A 20,152-nucleotide genomic window follows, 5' to 3' on the forward strand; every position below is an offset into this window, starting at 1 on the left:
AATACAGGATATAGTTTACTCTGGGCACGCTCTCGCCCCGCTGAAGTTCGTAGTGGTACATAAGGCTATAAATCTATTATAGTATCTGTAAAAATGTGAGAAGAACGAAGACAGTGGCTACGGTTGCAAATCCAAAGGTTTTCCAGTAGCGATAGTAACATGCTTCTATCCATGCATAGAGAGCAAATCCAAGAGCGGATAGGAAGAGGAAGCTACCACAATAGGTATGTAGATAGAAGGAGGTACATCCGGCAATAAGAAATACGAAACCACTGCACATCATACAGATTACTTTCATTCGTATATTGTGTGGAGTAGCGGTTGGGGGAAGTTCGCCATGTTGCTTCCTTGCTTTTGCTAATCCTTGTTGCGTTGTCAAATAGTATAGATTAATAAAGAATTCAAAAGCACCGAATGCAACAAAAAAACATCGTAGAATTTCTTCTGTCCAAGTCATAGACATTCACCTCCTAGATTGTGAAAGATTCGTCTTAAGTACTGATTAAGTTGTTGAAGTTCGCTCTTCGTAAAACCAGCAGTGGCTTGCTCATTGCATGATTTTGCAGCAGCTGTCATTGCTTCAATTGAATTCTGAGCGAGATCCGTTACTTGAATGTGGTAAGAACGCCGATCACCTGGTGTAGAAATCCGTTCAACAAAACCATTGCGCTCTAAACGATCGATTACGGAGCCACAGGTTGCTTTGTCACTACCAAGGCGTGAAGCAATTTCCACCTGTGTCAGAGGACCTTCTTCAGAAAGTACTTTAAGAACCGACCAGTGAGATGGTGTTACCTGATAAGGGGTTAGTTTTTCTGTGAGTTGTCTTTTTAATAATTTGGCATTTTGATTAATCAGATAGCCAAGGGAATCTTCAAGTTTCATAAGAACCTCCTTTATACTTTAGTTATCGTATGTAATTCTTTTATATTGTTTGTATACATATAGTAAGTACACTTACTATATGCAGTATAGTAGATTTTGATAAAAAAGTCAATCGTATTATGTTGAATTGCTTTTCTTTCGATGATATAGTAATATAAATTATACAGGAAATATGTACTAGAAGTATCTCGAAAGATTCATTTGGGAGATACGCATTGGAATGACAGAACAATACATAGGATAAATTGATTTAGAATACAATTGGAGGAATGAATATGAAATTTTTGATGCCAATAAAATGTCCAAAATGTAAGGCAGATTGTCGAGAGGATGATAGCCAGACATATGTATGCCCAAGTTGTGGACATGAAGAACCAACAGATTATGGAAAAGTACGTACCTTCCTAGAGGCGGAGGGGAATTCATCAGCAATGATCATCTCAAGAGCAACAGGGGTTTCTATAGGAAAAATCAATAGTTTTTTAAGAAATGGTCGGTTGGAGATACCAGAAGAATCGGACGTGTTCATTGGTTGTCGAAGATGTGGAATTAATATTCGATATGGACAATATTGCCCAGAATGTGCAAATACATTAAAAAAAGAATTACAAGGTGAATTTGATCTTAGTACAGTAGGTGCTGTTCCAAAGAAGTCATCCGGTAGAATGCAGTTTATGACGAAAGAAAAGATGATGGATAAAGCATAGTAGATTGATTCAGAGAAGTCATAAAATGAGGAGCATATGAGAAGACAAGATCGAGAAGTGAAAGACTTACAAGAGATGGAAGAAATCATTACGATGTGTAAAACCTGTCATATCGGTATGGTAGACGAAGAAAGACCGTATGTTGTACCTTTGAATTTTGGATATGAGAGAGTGGAAGAACATTTCATTTTCTATTTTCATTGTGCTAAAGAAGGAAGAAAATTGTCAATTCTACATAAAAATCCTCAAGTTGCATTGGAATTATCTGTCGAAGGAGAACCGGTACATCCAGAGACTCCATGTAATTCTGGATATTATTATTCAAGTTTTATGGGGGAAGGATCGGTTGAATTCGTAGAAGATTCCGAAGAAAAATGTAAAGCGTTATCTCTATTAATGATGCAACAGATTGGTAAGAAGGTAACCTTTGAAAAGAAACAAGCGGATACAGTATGTGTATTCAAAGTTGATCTGGTTGAGTACTCTGCAAAGAGAAAACCTAGACCAGTTCAGTAAGGGGCAAAATCTACTATTGATACTTATATCATTCCTATATAGAACCACGAATGCAATGGTCATACAAACTTAATTAAATATTATCACATGATATAAATATTAGATATGACAAACATTACTAATATGAATTTTACTTATACTAACAACCGTGCTATACTCAGTTCATAAATCAAGTTAGTAATCACACTTTGAATGTAAGAGGAATTAATGAAACATGAATTCATGAAAGAAGAAAGAGTTAAGGAAAAGGATTAGGAGGGGATATAGTATGGATAATATAATGTGGGATTCAAAGAACTATGGGGAGAATTTTAACTTTGTTCATGAATATGGCAAAGAGGTTATGAATCTGTTGGAGATAACAGAGGGAATGACAGTGGTTGATCTTGGGTGTGGGAATGGACAATTGACGAAACAGTTAGCGGATCAGAAGGTTGATGTGTATGGCATAGATTCTTCGGAAGCGATGTTAAGGACAGCAAGAGAAGCATATCCACAGATTCCATTTCTTTGTGAAGATGCTACGAAGTTTAACATAGGAAAGAAAGTGGACGCAATATTTTCCAATGCAGTGATACACTGGATTGATGATCAGGAAGGTTTAATCACTAATATTGCTAACCAGTTAAAAGTAGGTGGACAGTTTGTCTGTGAGTTTGGTGGAAAAGGAAATGTAGAATCCATTCATGCTGCTTTGGAAAGAGAGTTTCGTAAAAGGGGATACGTCTACAAACGGGGATTTTATTTTCCAACCATAGGTGAATATACGGCTAAGCTTGAAGCACATGGATTACAAGTTCGATTTGCTACCTTGTTTGATCGTCCAACCAAACAAGAAGGAGAAGATGGTTTAGCAAATTGGATTCGGATGTTTAATCTGTTGCCATTCCAAGTACAGGGAATTACCCAAGAGGAACAAGAAGAAATCATTCGGATTGTGGTAGAAGAATTACGACCAACCTGCTATACCAATGGAACTTGGTATGCAGATTATGTTCGTATTCGGATTAAGGCCATAAAACAATAAACTGCAAATCGTGTATAGCAAAAAAAATACAGGGAAACCTAATTGCAATGTGCAAGCTGTTTTACTGTGGCACATTAACTCATATTGGAAGATAGGAGCAGTATTATGTCAGAATGTGAAAAAAAGAATGAGGAATTTGTGCCTCCTAGTGAATGTATTTGTACTCGTACCAAATGCGTACGTCATGGAAAATGTGAAGAATGTATCAAGCATCATACGGAAGTAGAGACAAGATGGGCACCACAATGCATGAGAAAGAAAAAAAGAAAAGTGGTTGACAGACAAAAAAAAGAGCATATAATATAAACTAACATAAGAAAAGCAAAGACGGAAACAGTAGTCTGCTTGGACACAGACAGAGAGAAGAACGTTTGGTGAGAGTTCTTTCTGATGGAAAACAGACGAATACCATTCCTGAGCTGTATTGTTGAACTGCATATAGGCACAATAAACAATACCGTATGCCTGCGTTAAAGGATAGGATTTGATAGAATCTGAAGTGAAAAGTTAAGGTGGAACCGTGCGGTAGTATACTAGCACCCTTACAATTGTGGAACACATCCATAGTTGTAGGGGTGTTTTCTTATGTTAACAAAAAGGAGAGCAAGGTGGTTTGCTTTCTGTTGTAACAAAAAAGACTGTATGAAAGGAGAAATCATATGAAAGTGAGTAGAAAAGACGGTTCCATCGTGGAACGCAGATTTGAAGAAGAAGAAGGAAGAGAGGCGTTTCGTCATACAACAGCACATATTTTGGCACAGGCAGTGAAACGTTTGTATCCAGATACGCAATGTGCAATTGGACCAGCAATTGAGAATGGATTTTATTATGACTTTGCATTCTCTTTTCCACTCCTTCCAGAACACCTACAGGCATTGGAAAGTGAAATGAAGAAGATCGTGAAAGAATCCTTACCATTGCAGCGTGTAGAAGTGAGTCGTAAGGAAGCACTGGAGTTAATGGAACAAAAGGGAGAATCCTATAAGATCGAATTGATTGAGGAATTGCCTGAGGATGCAATAATCTCCTTATACCGCCAAGGAGAATATGTTGATCTGTGTGCAGGTCCTCATGTATCCAATACTTGTATGATCAAAGCATTTAAGTTGACTTCCATTGCAGGAGCGTACTGGCGTGGAAATGAAAAGAATAAGATGCTGACTCGAATCTATGGAACATCATTTCCGAAACAAAACGATCTAAATGAATACTTACAACAGGTAGAGGAAGCCAAATTACGGGATCATCGAAAACTGGGGAAGGAACTGGGGTTATTTGCTTTACTGGAAGAAGGACCAGGTTTTCCATTCTTTTTACCGAAAGGTATGGTGTTAAAGAATCTGTTAATTGACTATTGGAGAAAACTTCATACAAGAGAAGGCTATGTGGAAATCTCTTCGCCAATGATGCTTAATCGGGAACTTTGGGAAACTTCAGGACATTGGGATCATTATCGGGAGAACATGTATACAACGGTGATCGATGAGACTGATTTTGCAATTAAACCAATGAATTGTCCAGGTGGAATGTTGGTTTATAAAATGCAACCCCATTCTTACCGTGAGCTACCAATTCGTATGGGAGAGTTAGGGCTTGTCCATCGTCATGAAAAATCAGGACAATTGCATGGTTTGATGCGTGTTCGCTGTTTTACACAGGATGATGCCCATATCTTCATGACGAAAGAACAGATTACAAAAGAAATCAAGGGCGTTGTTCGTTTGATTGATGAAGTGTATACAAAGTTTGGATTCAAATACCATGTGGAATTGTCTACACGTCCAGAAAACAGCATCGGTAGTGATGAGGATTGGGAATTGGCAACAAGAGGATTACAGGAAGCACTTGATGAGATGCAGATGTCCTATGTAGTGAATGAGGGAGATGGTGCCTTCTATGGTCCAAAGATTGACTTCCATCTGGAGGATTCCATCGGTAGAACATGGCAGTGCGGAACCATTCAACTAGATTTTCAATTACCACAACGGTTCCAAGCAGAATACATTGGAGCAGATGGAGAAAAACATCAACCAATCATGATCCATCGTGTGGTATTCGGTTCAATTGAACGATTTATAGGTATCTTGATTGAGCATTATGCAGGAAAATTCCCTGTCTGGTTAGCACCAGTTCAAGCCAAGATCCTTCTTGTTTCCGATCAATATGAAGAATATGCAAAACAAGTAATCAAGAAACTACAACAGGCAGGAATTCGTGCAGAACTTGATAATCGAAATGAAAAACTCGGTTACAAGATACGAGAAGCACAGATGGATAAAGTTCCTTATATGCTGATAATTGGACAAAAAGAAAGGGAAGAAGGAAAAGTATCTCTTCGTAGTCGGGACGAAGGAGATCTTGGAATCCTTGATCTGGAAACATTTATTAAGAAGATTGAGGGCGAGAATGGGTAAGGAAAGTCTGATTAAGGGATTATATTCAAATTAATAATGAAGTAGAGAAAAACAAAAGGTTATGTTATCTCATGATTGTATGAGATGCATGACCTTTTGTTTTTCTCTACTTCATGGAAATGTATTGATATATCGTAAAGGTAATCGGTTATAGGAAGGAATCGACGATAAATAAATATCACATAAAACCTATTGACAAAGTATGGAATGAACGATACAATACCATCTAAGTATACTAAGAAACTAGGAAAACTAAAGTATATTACAAGTACGAATATGGGAGGATTGATTCATGAAGAAAGAGCATGCACATGGAGAAGTAGAACCACATAACCATCGCGCTATAATTGGCTTTGATGAAAATGGGGTTCCGAAAGTATTGGTCCCTGTAAAAGGCCACACACATACGCATATCGATGATCAAGGAAAAGAATACGAACATAGCCATGAAGACGTGTTTACAGAGGATTATATGAAAGCAGTGGCTGCATACCGAAAAACATTTCCTTCAAAACAGGATGTGTTGGAACAAGTGCCAGATCCTGCGGTAAAAGAAATGTTATTACATATGGAGCAGATTGGCATGGATACTGCTTTTGACCGCTTTGACAAACAACAACCACAATGTAGTTTTGGTCTGTCAGGAACCTGTTGTAAGATCTGTAATATGGGACCATGTAAGATAACAGCCAAAAGTCCAAGAGGAGTATGTGGTGCAGATGCCGATCTGATTGTAGCAAGAAATCTTCTACGAGGTGCAGCAGCTGGTGTTGCCCAACATGGTATGCATGCAAGAGAAGTAATCTTAATGTTAAAGTGGGCAGCCCAAGGAAAACTAGATATTCCAATTGTAGGAAGATATAAGGTCTTAGGAATGGCGAAGGCCTTTGGAATTGAGACAAAACATCGAAAGTTTAATAACATTGCGATTGATCTTGCGAATGTATTACTGGAAGATTTGTCTCAGACCGAGCCAGATTCAACTTATAAGACCATAGAAGCTTGTGCGCCAGAAGAACGAAAAAAGGTATGGAAAGAGATGGATATCCTTCCAATCAGTGCGTACCATGAAGTTTTTGAAGCATACCATAAGACCGGATGTGCAACGGATGGAGATGTGGATAGTGTGATGAAGCAGTTCCTTCGTTGTGGATTAGCATTTACATTTAGCGGTGTAGTAGGAACGTCTATTGCTACGGATGCCCTTCTTGGCGTAGGAGACCGAGTAACATCGAAGATTAATGTGGGAGCTTTGAAAAAAGGATACGTGAACATTGCTGTTCATGGCCATCTTCCCGTTCTGGTTCGGGAGATTGTAAGAGTAGGTTATAGTGAGAAATTCCAACAATTAGCCAGAGAGAAGGGAGCCAAAGGCATTCAGTTCTATGGAATCTGCTGTTCTGGATTGTCTGCAATGTATCGATATGCAGGTGTCATTCCGCTATCCAATGCAGTAAGTGCAGAGTTGGTACTGGGAACAGGGGCTCTTGATCTATGGGTAGCAGATGTTCAGGAAGTGTACCCTGCAATTATGGATGTGGCACGTTGCTATAAAACAACCGTGGTGACAACAAGTGATTCTGCCAGATTACCTGGAGCAGAGCACATCGGTTATGATCATCATCATTCCAATGTGGAAGAGACCACACAGATTGCAGAGAAGATTGTTACCAGAGCAATTGAAAGTTTCGAACAGAGACAGGGAATGCCCGTCTATATTCCACCTTACGAAGTGGAAGCAGAAGTAGGATTTTCTGTAGAATACATACATAAACAATATGGCAGTATGAAGCCATTAGCAGAGGCACTGATAGAAGGAAAGATTCTTGGAATCGTCAATATGGTGGGATGTAACAATCCAAAAGTCATGTATGAAAAAGCCATATTAGATGTTGCCGATGAGTTATTGAAGAATAACGTATTAATTATCATCAATGGTTGTGCCTCGTTCCCATTGATGAAGATGGGATATTGCCAATGTTCCGAACTTGCCTATAGTAAGACAGGAGAATCCCTGCGGGAATTCTTAGCCCCTGCTATGCCACCAGTATGGCATGTGGGTGAGTGCATCGATAATACAAGATCCTCAGGAATCTTCGCAGGAATTGCAGGAGAAATAGGGAAAAACCTATACGAATTACCATATGCATTTACTTCACCAGAATGGTCCAATGAAAAGGGAATTGATGCAGCACTTGGATTCCGACTGATGGGAATCACCTCGTATCATTGTGTGGAAGCTCCCATTCATGGATCTTCTAAGGTAATTGAATTCTTAAAAGAAACGACCAAAGAAACGTTGCATTCGTCCATGTATGTGGATGTGAATCCTGTTGCTCTAGGACAAAAGATTGTGGAAGATATGAAAGAAAAGAGAAAAGCTTTGGGTTGGAAGATTCAACCATAAACTAAGTATAGAAAGAAAGGTGATTTAGATGGGTGTTCTGATTGAAGAGAATAGAAATTATGAAAATTATAGAAACAACAGAAATAGTAAAAGGGGTATTACTGATCAGCAAGAGGGTGATGCTTCCAAGAGAGTATTGTGGAAGACAATAACAAAACGTTCGAAAGTTCTTCAAGTATTGTTAATTGGATTAATAAGTGCAATGGTAGTAACAGGTTGTGGAAGTAAGAAAAAGGAGGAGTCAAAGCCGACGGTTACCATCGGATATCTTCCCATAACTCACGCACTTGCAGTTTTTGAAGAAAAGGAATTACTGGAGCAGGAGAATGCAGAGTATGCAATAAAACTGCAGAAGTTCAGCTCCTGGACGGATCTTACGGATGCCTTGCAGGCAGGAAAAATCGATGGAGCGTCCATGTTAATTGAACTTGCAATGAATGCAGTTAGTCAGGGAATTGACTTGAAAGCAGTAGCACTTGGACACAAAGATGGTAACGTGATTATTGCTTCTAATGAGATACAGACGGTAGAAGACTTGAAAGGAAAGACATTTGCCATTCCTTCCAACCAGTCTTCTCATAATATATTGCTACAAGATATGTTAGCAACAGCAGGAATGACGACCTCGGATCTTACGCTAACCCAGTTAGCTCCCTCGGAGATGCCATCTTCCTTAGCAAGTGGAGCCATTGATGGATACTGTGTCGCAGAACCTTTTGGCGCACAGGCAGTTGTGCAGAAGTTTGGTCATGTTCTTTTCCAATCAGAGGAACTATGGGAAGATTCCCAGTGTTGCGCCTTGGTACTTCGGAATGCATTCATTCAAGATAACCAAACGATTGCAGATCAATTGATCAATACATACATGGGAGCAGGAAAACAGTTGGATACCGAGACGGCACAGAAAATTGCAAAGGATTATCTAGGTCAGGATGAAGAGACCTTGAAGGAGTCTTTACAGTGGATTCGATATGACGACTTGGAATTAACGAAAGAAGCCTATGACGTATTGGTAGAGAAGACAAAAGTATATGGAATTAATGAAGCACCACCCACTTATGAGGATTTTGTCTACCAGCCTAAATAAAGGAGGAATGGAGCAATGAAGTCCATAAAAACAGTAAAACATGTGATTCTTTCATTTGGTGTACTGATAGTAATCTGGCAGTTGGGGGTGAAAGCATTTCAGGTAAATGAAACCCTTTTCCCTACACCAGGAAAAGTCTTGCAAGCATTTGGAGTGCTAGTGAAGGATGGATTACCAGGAAGTACATCGAATGCAACGTTGGTGGAACATATCGGTGTCAGCCTTGGAAGATTTTTCACAGGGTATATTCTTTCCACGGTTACAGCCGTGTGCTTTGGATTGGTACTTGGCTGGTTTCCCAAAGTATTCGCCTATGTGAATCCGATTATTCAAATCATTCGACCGATTGCACCAGTAGCTTGGCTGCCTTTCATTGTATTATGGTTTGGAATTGGCGATACCCCTGCTATTGTAATCATATTCCTTGCTGGCTTTTTCCCTGTATTGCTTTCTACGGTTACAGCAGTTGTGAATATCAATCCAATCTATCTTAAGGTAGCGCAGAATTTTGGTATATCAAAAGTGAGAACCTTACTAACCATCGTATTCCCAGCAGTTTTCTCGCAGATTGCAACCAGTCTGCATATTGCCTTGGGTACTTCTTGGATTTTCCTTGTTTCAGGAGAAATGGTTGGAGCACAATCAGGGCTTGGATTCCTTGTGATGGATGCAAAAAACTGTTTACGTTCCGATGCATTGCTTGCAACAATGATCACGATTGGCGTTCTTGGGTTATTGTTTGATCAAGGAATCCGCTTAGGAGAGCGGCAACTGAATAAGAGATACGGCTTGGGAATTGGAAATGTAGCTTGATCATGTGGAAAAGAGGGAGGAATGGAAGAAGATGTACATCGATGTAACAGAAGTAGCAGTTCGATTCAAACAAGGCAATTCAGAGTATCAGGCATTGGATCGTGTAACTCTGGAAATTGAAAAGGGAGAATTCATTTGCCTGCTTGGTCCTTCTGGCTGTGGAAAATCCACCCTACTGAATGTTATGGCAGGATTTATTCCACCAAGTGAGGGAACGGTTAAGATTGCGGGAACAAAAGTAGAGCACCCTGATATCCAGTATCAAACCATATTCCAAAATTATGGACTGCTTCCTTGGAGAACGGTAGAAAAGAATGTGGAACTTGGATTAGAGACAAAACATGTAAAAAAAGAGGAAAGAAAACAGATTGTAAAACAGTATTTAGCAATGGTTGGATTGGAAGGTGCACAGAAGAAGCGTCCTGCACAGTTATCAGGTGGAATGCAGCAAAGAGTGGCAATTGCACGAGCACTTGCAGTGGAATCAGAGGTTCTGTTCATGGATGAACCATTTGGTGCACTAGATGCCATAACACGTATGAGATTACAGGATGACATTCATCGAATCTGTAAGGAAACGAAGAAAACCATTATATTCGTTACACATGATATCGAAGAAGCTGTATTCCTAGCAGACCGTATCGTCGTAATGTCAGCAAATCCAGGAAGAATCAAGGAAATCGTGAATCTTCAGAAACTAAAAAATCGTGAACGTACCTCTGATGATTTTATCGTAGCAAGAGATCGCATCTTTTCCCTTCTGCAGATGAAGAAGGAGGATACAGTAGAGTATTATTTGTAAGAATGAGAATAACCGTTATGTCCTATGATATAGGTGTTGAATTAACTGAGATGGCTACTATCGATAAAGAGACTGTTTGACGCCGTTAATACTTAGCTTGTGACAATGTAATCTGTCACAAGCTAAGTTTGGTTACGCTTGGTAACCAAATACGAACATGTCCCTGTTGATAGTAGCCGTCTGTATATCAGGATTGAGAGAGAATATAAACAGACAATATAGAAAAGAAGATAAGTCTAAAAGGAGAAAATAGATAAAAGAAAGGGGGGAGAAAAAAATACTGATAGTAAAAGTGTATAAATCTTTAAAAGAAGTAAAGGAATATATGTTAAATATATACATAAACTATTGACAAAGTTGGTAGTAATAGGTAATATATAGGTATGCAATCGGTTTCAAGTTACTTATAGTTAAGAGAATGGAAAGGATGGTCATCGAAATGAGAAGGAAAAAAGTTGTTGCGATTCTGCAAGCGATCGTATTTTTTATTACGTCAATTGCAACCGGTTTCAAATTTGACGTTGGTGGATATCATACGGTAAAAGCAGAAGTAGTAAAGGACAACACGGTTACGATCAACCCACAACTGGCATACCAGACATGGCAGGGTTTTGGTACGTCTTTATGTTGGTGGGCAAATGCAGTTGGTGGTTTTACAGACATTGCACCTACAACAGAAGGTGCAGCAAAAGGTTATACCAATCGATATGAAGAAATCATGGATCTTGTATTTGGGGTAGAGAATGGATTGGGACTGAATATCGTGCGGTACAACATTGGTGGGGGGGATGATGAAAGTCTAGATTTCATTAATCGTTCCGGTGCCAAGATTCCAGGATATATGGACGAAAGTGGTACCTATAACTGGGAGGCAGACAAGAACCAGGTCACAGTACTAAAGGATGCCTATGAGATGATTAAAGAATCTGGTCAAACATTCTATAACCAGATGTTCGCTAATTCACCTCCATACTTTATGACGTATTCGGGAAGTTCAACAGGCGGTTCCCCTTCTACAAAAGATCAATTGATGTGGGATAAGTACGATGATTTTGTAGAGTACTTGCTAAATGTATCAAATTATATACAAACTGATCAAGGTGTACCAATTACAGATATTGATCCAATTAATGAGCCAAATTCAGGATATTGGACATATGGCTCACAAAAACAAGAGGGTGCACAATTTAATGCAGACCCACAACCTGCGACGCATGTTGATAATTATGATGCCAGTACCGATCCTTATGATCCAACAGAGTATTCTGCTATGAATAAGATCTATGAGATCTTAGGAGATAAGTTAACAGAGAGACAAGCAGCTGGACAACTGGAAGGAGTACAAATTACGGGTACAGATGAAACCAGTATCGATGTACAGAAACAATCGTTTGGTAAGTTAACAGATAAAGCCAAGAATTATATTGCAAAGATTAGTACACATGAATATAGTGGTTCTGATCGAGTTGGCTTATATAATATTGCAGCTTCTTATGATAAAGAGTTATGGCAAGATGAAGTATCGTTTGGTGGTGGTACTCGTAATGCAACAGCGATGGACAGCGGAGCATTTGCAGTAAGTAATGCTATTAATAAAGATATGAATGATATGCGTGCAACAGCATGGGTTGGTTGGCAGGCTGTAGAAAGCATGGGAGAGAATATCTACTGGAATTCCAACTGGGGCTTCATTCATGCCGTATATGAAGAACCAACATGGAAAACAGGAACAACAACCGATTGGGCTGGGAATGCAGTTGATGAAGCAGATACCGATCCACTTGGTATTAGTCAGAAGCAATATAGCAAGAGTACCAGTGGATATTCCACTTTAGTAACGCCTGAATTATATGAGAGTATGGGGCTTAGTAGAGGGGATTACTATACAACGAAACAATACTATGTATTAGGACAATATTCAAGATACATAAAAGAAGGATATCAGATTATTGATGTATCCGATTCCAATTACGTAGCAGCCTTATCTCCAGATAAGAAGAAATTAGTTTTTGTTGTAACGAATGATACAACGGATGATCAAAATTATTCGGTACAACTTGATAATATGACGAACTTTGGAACAGTAACTGCTGTTCGTACCAGTGATACCGAAGCGTGGAGTGCCGTTACGAATCCAGGCAATGTCGTTGATGGTACATTGGAAATCACGGCAAAAGCTAGTTCTGTTACGACATATGTAGTCAATGCAACAACAGGTAATGAATTGAAAACCGATGATGTGAATGGTCATTATGTTAGTGCAGCAATCAAATACGTTACATTGAGCAAAGATAGCATCGACAAGTTCGATTACACAGGATCATGGACAGATTTGACGGATGCAGCGTATTACCAGAATTATGCTTGTAAGTCAGAAACAGTTGGAGATACCGTTACATATGTATTTGATGGTAGAATAGCGACTATTTATGGAAGTACCTCTTCTGATGGTGGTATGATGGCGGTATCCGTTGATGGAGCCAAAGAAACATTCGTTGATACCTATACAACATCGACGAAGACGAATGCTACATTATTTACAACAGGACTTTTAGAAGAAGGAACACATACCATTACAATTCGTAATGCAGCGAATAAGAATGTGCTTTCCCAAGGAAATAATGTGATTATTAGTTATGCTTTAAGTGCTAATGGCTTACTTGCTGAGAAAGATGAACTGAAGATTACGGCATATTCCGCATTACAAGGAAAGATTGGTATCGAGTTCAATGAATTAACAGGTGTGGATACCTACGCTATCAAATATGGATTAAAATCAGGTGAGTACACATTTTGTGATACAAATGTGGAAGGAAGCCCATATTATCTAACAAACTTAGCTTCTGGTGCTACCTATTATGTGGTTGTTACAACCGTAAAGGATGGCACGGAAATTGTAAGTAATGAAATCTGTGCAACACCAAAAGAAGAGAATGGAAGTGTCCTGTACTATGTAAACTGTGGAGCACCATCATCGAGTGATACAGGAGATGATGCAGAGGTGTTTGGTATCTATAATTCCGTTGCCGATCAAGCTTATGGAAAAGATGCGGTTACCAACATGGCATGGGGCTATGATACTGCGAATGGAACCTGGGCAAGGGAAACTGCTTCCGATAAATGGGACAGCTTACGATGTGATACCAGTGATGCAGCAGGAGGAACGATCAAATACAGTTTTGAAATTCCAAATGATACTTATGAAGTCAGTGTTGGTATCTTTGACCCATGGAACAATGAAAACAGAAAGACAGATCTGATCATTAATGAGGAAGTTAAGAAAGAAGCATTTGTTGTTGGTAAAACGAAGACAACAGAAACAAATAATGTTACCGTAACAAATGGTCGAATTGATGTAAGCCTAAAGAGAAGTGAAGGAGTAACTGGTGGCGGAGAAGATCCACAGATATCTTGGATCAAGATTCGTAAAGTAGTTGTGGAGTATATCAAATCGGTAGAGACATTTGCTACTGCGACGGTACGGCTTGGAGAGATTCCAGTATTACCAACGAGTGCCAATGTAGTCTATGAAGATGATTCAACAGGAACGGAACCAATAACCTGGGAAACCGTATCTTCTGATATGTTCACAGTTGGATTTAAACCAGTTACGATTACGGGAAGCATTCCAGGTTCATCTAAGACCGTGTCTTATGTTGTTACACCAATGCCTTCGCGTTACGTATACATAATGGACCTTGCAAGCAATGCTGATGGAAGTACGAACAGTGATTTTATCGATCGTCTTGTAGCAGATACCTCTTCTGTCTTATTAAATACGGTTCGCGAGCAAAAATCGGACGGAACGACGTGGGGGTGGTTACCAAATGGAGATGATAGTTCCGATTTAGGACCAAACAATGCAGATGGGGAATATACAAGTCTTCGTTATGCAAATGATAGCAATCGAACGATCGACACCATTTTCCCAATTGATAATGGTACCTATGATGTAGCAATTGGAACGTCAAATCCATGGGGATCTTGGTCAAGAGGAAACAACGATTTTTATGCAGAGGGAACAAAATACTTTACAGAAGAAGTTCCAGCAGCGAATACCATACATGTTATGAATGGTATAGAAGTATCCGATGGGGTGTTAAATGTATCCGTTCAAGCGTCAAGTGGGAACAACAATGGTATTACCATATACCGTAACGCCTGCAGCAACACCTATAACATTTGTAAGCAGTAATGAAGAAGTTGCTAGTGTAGCTGCTGATGGTACGGTTACAGCCAATGGCTATGGCAATGCAACCATCACGGCTGTAGCAGGAGATGCGATGGCAAAATGCGTCATCATTGTTCCAGAAGGAGCCGATGGTATTCTTGGTGAAGATACAGCAACAGTTGGTTATGATAAGACAAGTATCTTAATGTATCAGGTTGAACCAGCCACAGCATCCAATAAGAACCTGAATATTATAAGCTCAGATTCCGATCAGATTCGAATCAAGTCCACACAGCGTGTGGGAGAAACAACGTATGTAACCGTTGAAGCAGTGGGAACTGTTGGAGGAACAGCAACGATCAAAGCTAGCTTAGAAAGTGATGCAACCATTTATAAAGAAACGCAAGTTCAAATTGTGGATCTAGCTGTAAGTGGAATTGTGTTAGATAAGACGAATTTGGCATTAACAGCAAATGGAGCAGACTCCATTGCAAGTGGAGCTGCAATCGGGACAGAGTTCATACGCGAAGGAAGTGTACAGGCAGAATTCTTAGTGGATGGCGAATTATGTCCATTGGATCGTGAAGTAGAATGGCAGATTGATACGGGTAGTGACTGTGTGGATATTATACCGAGTGGCAATACGGTTACCATTCAGTCGAAACAAGTAGGAGAGGCAGATGTTACCGCGAAGATTTCAACCATACCTGGAGCAGTTACCTATGTATATCAGACGGTTCATGTAAACATAACAGCTGAGCCACTTGTTATTGATACGGTAGATGCATTGGAGGGTGTAACAACAGTAGTTGGAGAACAGCCAGTGTTACCTTCTGCTGTAAGAGTATATTATACCAATGGTTCCTATGGAGATGTATCCATTAATTGGGATAGTATCGACCAAAATCTACTGTATACAGTAGGGAATTTTGATGCAACTGGTACGATAGCAGGAACTACAAGAACAGTCTCTGCATCCGTAACGGTTAATCCAAAATCAATTACAGCTACCGATATTAGAGGAATCTCAGGTCAAATCTACACAGGAGGAACTGTAACATTACCAATTCGAATCTATAATGGTTCAAGAATGCTTGTAGAAGGTACGGATTATTCTCTTGTATATCAGAACAATGATAAGATTGGAGACGCCACTGTTATCATTACTGGATTGAATAACTATATAGATTCTATCCAATATGATTTCTCCATCTATAATCGACCAGTGGAAGAGGTGGTAACCGTTACTTCTGTTGAGATATCCAAGTTACCAAGTCATCTATCGTATACGGAAGGGGAAACACTGGATTCAACGGGACTTGTCTTAACGGTTCATTATAGTAATGGAACGACAGCAGATGTTACCACTGGATTCCAAATTAACACAACCCAATTAACTTCAACGGGTACGAATGTAATCACGGTATCCTACCAGGGATATAAACTTACCTATTCGGTTTATGTACGGGAAAAACAAGTAATTCGAGTAGAGAAAGTTACGAATCCGAACAAGTTACAATACCGTGTAGGTGATACAATCGATTTAACGGGATTGACCATCAAAGTTGTGTATGATAACAAAGAGGAAAAATTGATTGATACGGGATTTACAGCAGATACAACGAAGTTAAGTAAGGCAGGTAAGAAGATCATCAAAGTTACATACGAGAACAAGAATGTATACTTTACGGTAATTGTTACTCCGAAAAAAATTACGGGAGTAAAGATAAAAGCACGTAAGAACAAATCCTCTCTTCTCGTTTGGAAAAAGCAGGATAATGTATCTGGTTACCAGATCTATGTAGCAACTAGCAAAAATGGTAAATACAAAAAACTTGCTACAGTATCCAAAAAGAAATACGAATATGCATTAAGCAAACTGGATGATTCCAAGACATACTATCTGAAAGTTCGTGCATATAAAACAATTGATGGAGTGAAGAAATATGGTGCATTTTCTTCAGTTGTGTGTAAAAAGGCAAAGAAGTAAGTAGAAAACTAAGCAATAAACCTGACACCTAAGTTCAATGTCGTTTGTCCCCCAATATCTTAATATAAAAAGATACGAAACAAAGTCCAAAACTTGTGAATATGTTATGCTTCCATGAATTAGACAAGGTAATAAACCAAAATCTATTTAGTGGAATCTTAGCGCATGAAGCAAGTGATTTTGGGCTTTGTTTTTTATTGATCCTAATATTTGCATTTACAGAGGTGTAACTTAGAATTGCAAAAACGCAACTTGGTAAAAATCGATAGAAAAAAGTGCTCCTGTTATGTAATATGATTTTAGTAATAGAGGAAAATCTAACCATGCTATATAACAACCATACAGGTTTAGCAGATGAATTCCAAACAAGTAAATGAAAATCGAATGAGCAAATAGTCAAGGAGGAGCATAACATGAGTCAAGACCAGGAGAATAGCAAGAAGGATAAAAGATGGGGTAGAGAGAATGTGAATGTAGGAAATCCAAGCAAGAAGAGACACAACAAAAAGAAAATCATAGGAATAACATTGGGGAGCATATTTGCAGTACTCGTGGCAGCAGTACTAGGTGCTAGTTATTACTTTGGTTATCAGGTAGCACAGGGACTTTTGTATCAGAATGAAGGAAATGATACAAAAAATAATAGTGTAGAGCAGCTGAATCTATGGGGGTATGACCAAAACGAATATGTACAAGAAACATTTGAACAGAATAACCATGGTACACAATTTACAGCAAAGGCAAAAGATGGTAATATAGTATATGGAACACATTTTATTGGAGAAAATACGGTAGATAACAATACGGTAATCCTTGTGCATGGTGCAGGTGGGGATCGTGTTTGTATGGAACCGTTAGCAAAGATGTATCTGGAACATGGTTGGAATGTCATTACAATGGACCAAAGAGCTTCTGGTGAATCAACGAATAAGAAAGTAAGTTTTGGGTATTTTGAAAAATACGATATTCAAGCACTCGTTGACTATGTAGAAGAGTGTACCACAGATAAGCAAATTGTGGTGCATGGACAGTCCATGGGTGCTGTAACGACTGGATTGTATGCTTCAACAAAACATGCAAAGGAACATGTAGATGCAGTCATTATGGATTCCCCATTTGATTCTATGCGAAGCATGTTCTTAGGAGTATGGCATGAGATGGAGGATTCTAAGGGTGTACCAGATGACTATATTATTTGGTGCGGTGATTGGTATCTTCGTTGGAACGAGAAATTTGGATTTGCGGATGCGGATCTTGTAAAACAATCCAAGAAGAATACGGTTAAGTCGCTTGTGATTGAATCCCTTCAAGATGATGTGGCTACACCAGCGATGTGTGAAGCTGTGTATGAGGCAATTGGCACCAACGAAAAATCCCTGTGGAAAGTAGATGCAAAGCATGTAGAAGGTTTTGTCGATTATCCAGAGGAATATACGAAAGCAGTAATGGAGTTTTTGGAAAACTAGGATAGGTGATGGCTTAAGTGAAGATTAATCTTTATGAGAATAAGGAACTGACAGAGGATTATGTAGATGTACATTACCACGAGATGACAGAGGAACTACGACACCTTTGTTCTCTATTTGGAACAAAGAAGCTAGAGTTATATGGAACGGATCAGGAAGAAAAGCAACTTTTGCGAATTTCAGATATCTTTTATTTTGAGTCGGTTGAGAAAAGAACGTATGCGTACCTAGCGAAAAAAGTATACCAGGTTTCCTATCGTCTTGGGGAGTTGGAAGAAGCTTTAAAAGACCAAGGGTTTATTCGAATTAACAAATCGGTAGTGGTGAATATCTATAAAATTAAGAAGATTCGTTCCGAAATCAATATGCGAGTACAAGCACAATTGCAAAATCAAGAAGAGATTGTAATCAGTCGTCACTATAAGTCAAGTTTTGAAAAGTATTTGGTACGGATGCGAGGTGTGATTCATGAGGAGCATTAAAGGAAAAGAATTAATCTATACAATATGCATTTCCTATTCGGTCATTAATATTGGTGCATCTATCGTGGAGGCAATCACACAACGTGATGTTTCATTATGTAGTAATAATGTCATGATGTTGTTATGGACGGGTATTGCGGTATTTGTACTTAGCATCCATCCGTTATTCGAGCAAGTATCACCACTTACGATGATCCTTGTACAATATGCCATTGCCATGGGATTAGTTATGCTTACCGTTGCCATAGGAAGCTTGTTTTCGCCTGTTTCAAAGGGAGGATATCATGATATCTTTCTGTCATTTACCATTCCTTATATAATTGGTGCCGTCATCTATTATGTAGAAGTGTTCCGAAGTGTTCATCGACAAAATCGATTATTAGATGAGATACAGATGCAAAGGAAAGAAGAAAAGAATAGGAGGGCGTAATGGAAAGAGGACGAAAAAGTGGTAATTTTGTAGTGCGGTTAATCGGAATCATATTCTTATTAATAGGGCTTGGCTTATGCGCAGGAGGAATCATCGCTGGTGTATTTACAGCGAAGTTTATTAATAATGCAGATTCTGTCATAGCAACAATTACAGATATTGATTCATATCGAGATAGCGATGGGGATCGAAATCACGATGTGTTCGTTACATATGAGGTAGATGGGCAAACGTATGATGCGGAACTGAATTCATATAGTTCCAGTTGGCATATAGGAAAAGAGATCAAGTTGTATTATGATCCAGAGAATCCATATGATGTGCGGTCAAAGAGTATGGCATACCTTGTTACGATTATTTTATGTATTATAGGAGGAAGCTTTACAGCTGTTGCATGTGGATTGCTGTTCTATACGAAGATCCAGAGTGGTAAAGCAAAACGTTTGAAAGCAAGTGGGCGAAAAGTGTATGCGACAGTAACTGACACCGTGTTAAATTATCGTGTACAGGTTAATCGAAGAAATCCATATCGTTTGGATTGTAGTTATCAGGATCTCGCTACCGGAGAAACCTTCCTTTATCGAAGCGGGAACATCTGGGAAGATCCAGGTCGTTACATTGGTTGTCAAGTTCCTGTATACGTGAATCCGACTAAGCCAAAGGAATATTATGTTGCAGTTGAGGAAATTGCAATTGATAACAATCTGAATCATGTTCGTGATTATCGGTAAATATTGTATTAATGCTTATTTAATGAAGAGAGTAAATCTAGAATATATCTGGGTTTGCTCTTTTTATATAGGAGAGGAAAGTCCTCCAAGTTTTCTTGATTATATAAAATCGCCGGGGGATGCACAGTAGCAGATAAGGTAGATGAGTAGAATGTTGGAATATAATTTACAATTAAGTAAAAATATGGTAGTATAGAGACGAAATGCATCGATTGGTGGATTGC

The 20,152-nt window shown here is 39.0% G+C and carries 17 protein-coding genes and 1 other annotated feature; of the genes, 15 read left to right on the forward strand and 2 right to left on the reverse strand.

All coding sequences use genetic code 11. The annotated features are described in order from the left end of the window. Positions 1-76: 76 nt before the first annotated feature. A complete protein-coding gene (locus tag HBB17_RS00645; RefSeq protein WP_167954821.1) occupies positions 77-457 on the reverse strand; it encodes a hypothetical protein in 381 nt (126 codons plus the stop codon). Beyond that, on the reverse strand, positions 454-885 hold the full coding sequence (locus HBB17_RS00650) for a MarR family winged helix-turn-helix transcriptional regulator (protein ID WP_167954823.1): 432 nt from the start codon (positions 883-885) through the stop codon (positions 454-456). Before HBB17_RS00650 ends, HBB17_RS00645 begins: the two co-directional genes overlap by 4 nt. A 275-nt stretch (positions 886-1,160) precedes the next feature. On the opposite strand from HBB17_RS00650, the gene HBB17_RS00655 reads away from it, so the two are divergent. The 15 genes from HBB17_RS00655 (at position 1,161) to HBB17_RS00725 (ending at position 19,928) form a co-directional block, all read left to right on the forward strand. Next, complete coding sequence (locus HBB17_RS00655; protein ID WP_167954825.1) at positions 1,161-1,592, forward strand: hypothetical protein; 432 nt, start codon at positions 1,161-1,163, stop codon at positions 1,590-1,592. A 36-nt stretch (positions 1,593-1,628) separates the two neighbouring features. Next, positions 1,629-2,108, forward strand: a complete 480-nt coding sequence (locus HBB17_RS00660) for a pyridoxamine 5'-phosphate oxidase family protein (RefSeq protein WP_167954827.1) — start codon at positions 1,629-1,631, stop codon at positions 2,106-2,108. A gap of 268 nt (positions 2,109-2,376) precedes the next feature. Beyond that, positions 2,377-3,135 (forward strand): class I SAM-dependent methyltransferase, encoded by a 759-nt coding sequence (locus HBB17_RS00665; protein WP_167954829.1) that lies wholly within the window; start codon positions 2,377-2,379, stop codon positions 3,133-3,135. Positions 3,136-3,240: 105 nt separating this feature from the next. Continuing rightward, on the forward strand, positions 3,241-3,441 hold the full coding sequence (locus HBB17_RS00670) for a hypothetical protein (protein WP_167954831.1): 201 nt from the start codon (positions 3,241-3,243) through the stop codon (positions 3,439-3,441). A gap of 9 nt (positions 3,442-3,450) precedes the next feature. Continuing rightward, positions 3,451-3,682: a binding site (T-box leader), on the forward strand. A 112-nt stretch (positions 3,683-3,794) separates the two neighbouring features. After that, positions 3,795-5,549: a threonine--tRNA ligase gene (gene thrS, locus HBB17_RS00675; RefSeq protein ID WP_167954833.1), complete on the forward strand. Its 1,755-nt coding sequence runs from the start codon at positions 3,795-3,797 to the stop codon at positions 5,547-5,549. 292 nt (positions 5,550-5,841) lie between these two features. Beyond that, entirely contained in the window at positions 5,842-7,956 is a 2,115-nt protein-coding gene (locus HBB17_RS00680; RefSeq protein ID WP_167954835.1) for an anaerobic carbon-monoxide dehydrogenase catalytic subunit, read from the forward strand. A 28-nt stretch (positions 7,957-7,984) separates the two neighbouring features. Then, positions 7,985-9,043 (forward strand): ABC transporter substrate-binding protein, encoded by a 1,059-nt coding sequence (locus HBB17_RS00685; RefSeq protein WP_238483642.1) that lies wholly within the window; start codon positions 7,985-7,987, stop codon positions 9,041-9,043. A 15-nt stretch (positions 9,044-9,058) separates the two neighbouring features. Continuing rightward, positions 9,059-9,856, forward strand: coding sequence for an ABC transporter permease (locus HBB17_RS00690; protein WP_207717310.1), 798 nt, complete (start codon positions 9,059-9,061; stop codon positions 9,854-9,856). Positions 9,857-9,860: 4 nt separating this feature from the next. Beyond that, positions 9,861-10,658, forward strand: a complete 798-nt coding sequence (locus HBB17_RS00695) for an ABC transporter ATP-binding protein (RefSeq protein WP_274380737.1) — start codon at positions 9,861-9,863, stop codon at positions 10,656-10,658. A gap of 439 nt (positions 10,659-11,097) precedes the next feature. Beyond that, complete coding sequence (locus HBB17_RS00700; RefSeq protein ID WP_167954837.1) at positions 11,098-14,853, forward strand: Ig-like domain-containing protein; 3,756 nt, start codon at positions 11,098-11,100, stop codon at positions 14,851-14,853. Further along, a complete protein-coding gene (locus HBB17_RS00705; RefSeq protein ID WP_167954839.1) occupies positions 14,762-16,819 on the forward strand; it encodes an Ig-like domain-containing protein in 2,058 nt (685 codons plus the stop codon). Before HBB17_RS00700 ends, HBB17_RS00705 begins: the two co-directional genes overlap by 92 nt. 413 nt (positions 16,820-17,232) lie before the next feature. Then, the gene (locus HBB17_RS00710; protein ID WP_167954841.1) at positions 17,233-18,285 is read left to right on the forward strand and encodes an alpha/beta hydrolase; all 1,053 of its coding nucleotides are present in this window, start codon (positions 17,233-17,235) and stop codon (positions 18,283-18,285) included. A 17-nt stretch (positions 18,286-18,302) separates the two neighbouring features. Next, positions 18,303-18,767 (forward strand): LytTR family DNA-binding domain-containing protein, encoded by a 465-nt coding sequence (locus HBB17_RS00715; protein ID WP_167954843.1) that lies wholly within the window; start codon positions 18,303-18,305, stop codon positions 18,765-18,767. Further along, on the forward strand, positions 18,754-19,197 hold the full coding sequence (locus HBB17_RS00720) for a DUF6608 family protein (RefSeq protein ID WP_167954845.1): 444 nt from the start codon (positions 18,754-18,756) through the stop codon (positions 19,195-19,197). The genes HBB17_RS00715 and HBB17_RS00720 overlap by 14 nt, the downstream gene beginning before the upstream one ends. Next, positions 19,197-19,928, forward strand: a complete 732-nt coding sequence (locus HBB17_RS00725) for a DUF3592 domain-containing protein (RefSeq protein ID WP_167954847.1) — start codon at positions 19,197-19,199, stop codon at positions 19,926-19,928. The genes HBB17_RS00720 and HBB17_RS00725 overlap by 1 nt, the downstream gene beginning before the upstream one ends. The last annotated feature ends 224 nt before the right edge of the window (positions 19,929-20,152 follow it).

The sequence above is a fragment of the Anaerosporobacter faecicola genome, from assembly GCF_012070565.1.
GTDB classification, from domain to species: Bacteria; Bacillota; Clostridia; order Lachnospirales; family Lachnospiraceae; genus Anaerosporobacter; species Anaerosporobacter faecicola.

Excerpts from the sequence above, each read along its gene's own strand:
- HBB17_RS00705 (WP_167954839.1), top strand. The coding sequence starts at position 14,762 with ATGTATCCGTTCAAGCGTCAAGTGGGAACAACAATGGTATTACCATAT.
- HBB17_RS00645 (WP_167954821.1), bottom strand. The coding sequence starts at position 457 with ATGACTTGGACAGAAGAAATTCTACGATGTTTTTTTGTTGCATTCGGT.
- HBB17_RS00685 (WP_238483642.1), top strand. The coding sequence starts at position 7,985 with ATGGGTGTTCTGATTGAAGAGAATAGAAATTATGAAAATTATAGAAAC.
- HBB17_RS00680 (WP_167954835.1), top strand. The coding sequence starts at position 5,842 with ATGAAGAAAGAGCATGCACATGGAGAAGTAGAACCACATAACCATCGC.
- HBB17_RS00710 (WP_167954841.1), top strand. The coding sequence starts at position 17,233 with ATGAGTCAAGACCAGGAGAATAGCAAGAAGGATAAAAGATGGGGTAGA.
- HBB17_RS00725 (WP_167954847.1), top strand. The coding sequence starts at position 19,197 with ATGGAAAGAGGACGAAAAAGTGGTAATTTTGTAGTGCGGTTAATCGGA.
- HBB17_RS00700 (WP_167954837.1), top strand. The coding sequence starts at position 11,098 with ATGAGAAGGAAAAAAGTTGTTGCGATTCTGCAAGCGATCGTATTTTTT.
- HBB17_RS00650 (WP_167954823.1), bottom strand. The coding sequence starts at position 885 with ATGAAACTTGAAGATTCCCTTGGCTATCTGATTAATCAAAATGCCAAA.
- HBB17_RS00665 (WP_167954829.1), top strand. The coding sequence starts at position 2,377 with ATGGATAATATAATGTGGGATTCAAAGAACTATGGGGAGAATTTTAAC.
- HBB17_RS00655 (WP_167954825.1), top strand. The coding sequence starts at position 1,161 with ATGAAATTTTTGATGCCAATAAAATGTCCAAAATGTAAGGCAGATTGT.
- HBB17_RS00670 (WP_167954831.1), top strand. The coding sequence starts at position 3,241 with ATGTCAGAATGTGAAAAAAAGAATGAGGAATTTGTGCCTCCTAGTGAA.
- thrS (WP_167954833.1), top strand. The coding sequence starts at position 3,795 with ATGAAAGTGAGTAGAAAAGACGGTTCCATCGTGGAACGCAGATTTGAA.
- HBB17_RS00720 (WP_167954845.1), top strand. The coding sequence starts at position 18,754 with ATGAGGAGCATTAAAGGAAAAGAATTAATCTATACAATATGCATTTCC.
- HBB17_RS00690 (WP_207717310.1), top strand. The coding sequence starts at position 9,059 with ATGAAGTCCATAAAAACAGTAAAACATGTGATTCTTTCATTTGGTGTA.
- HBB17_RS00660 (WP_167954827.1), top strand. The coding sequence starts at position 1,629 with ATGAGAAGACAAGATCGAGAAGTGAAAGACTTACAAGAGATGGAAGAA.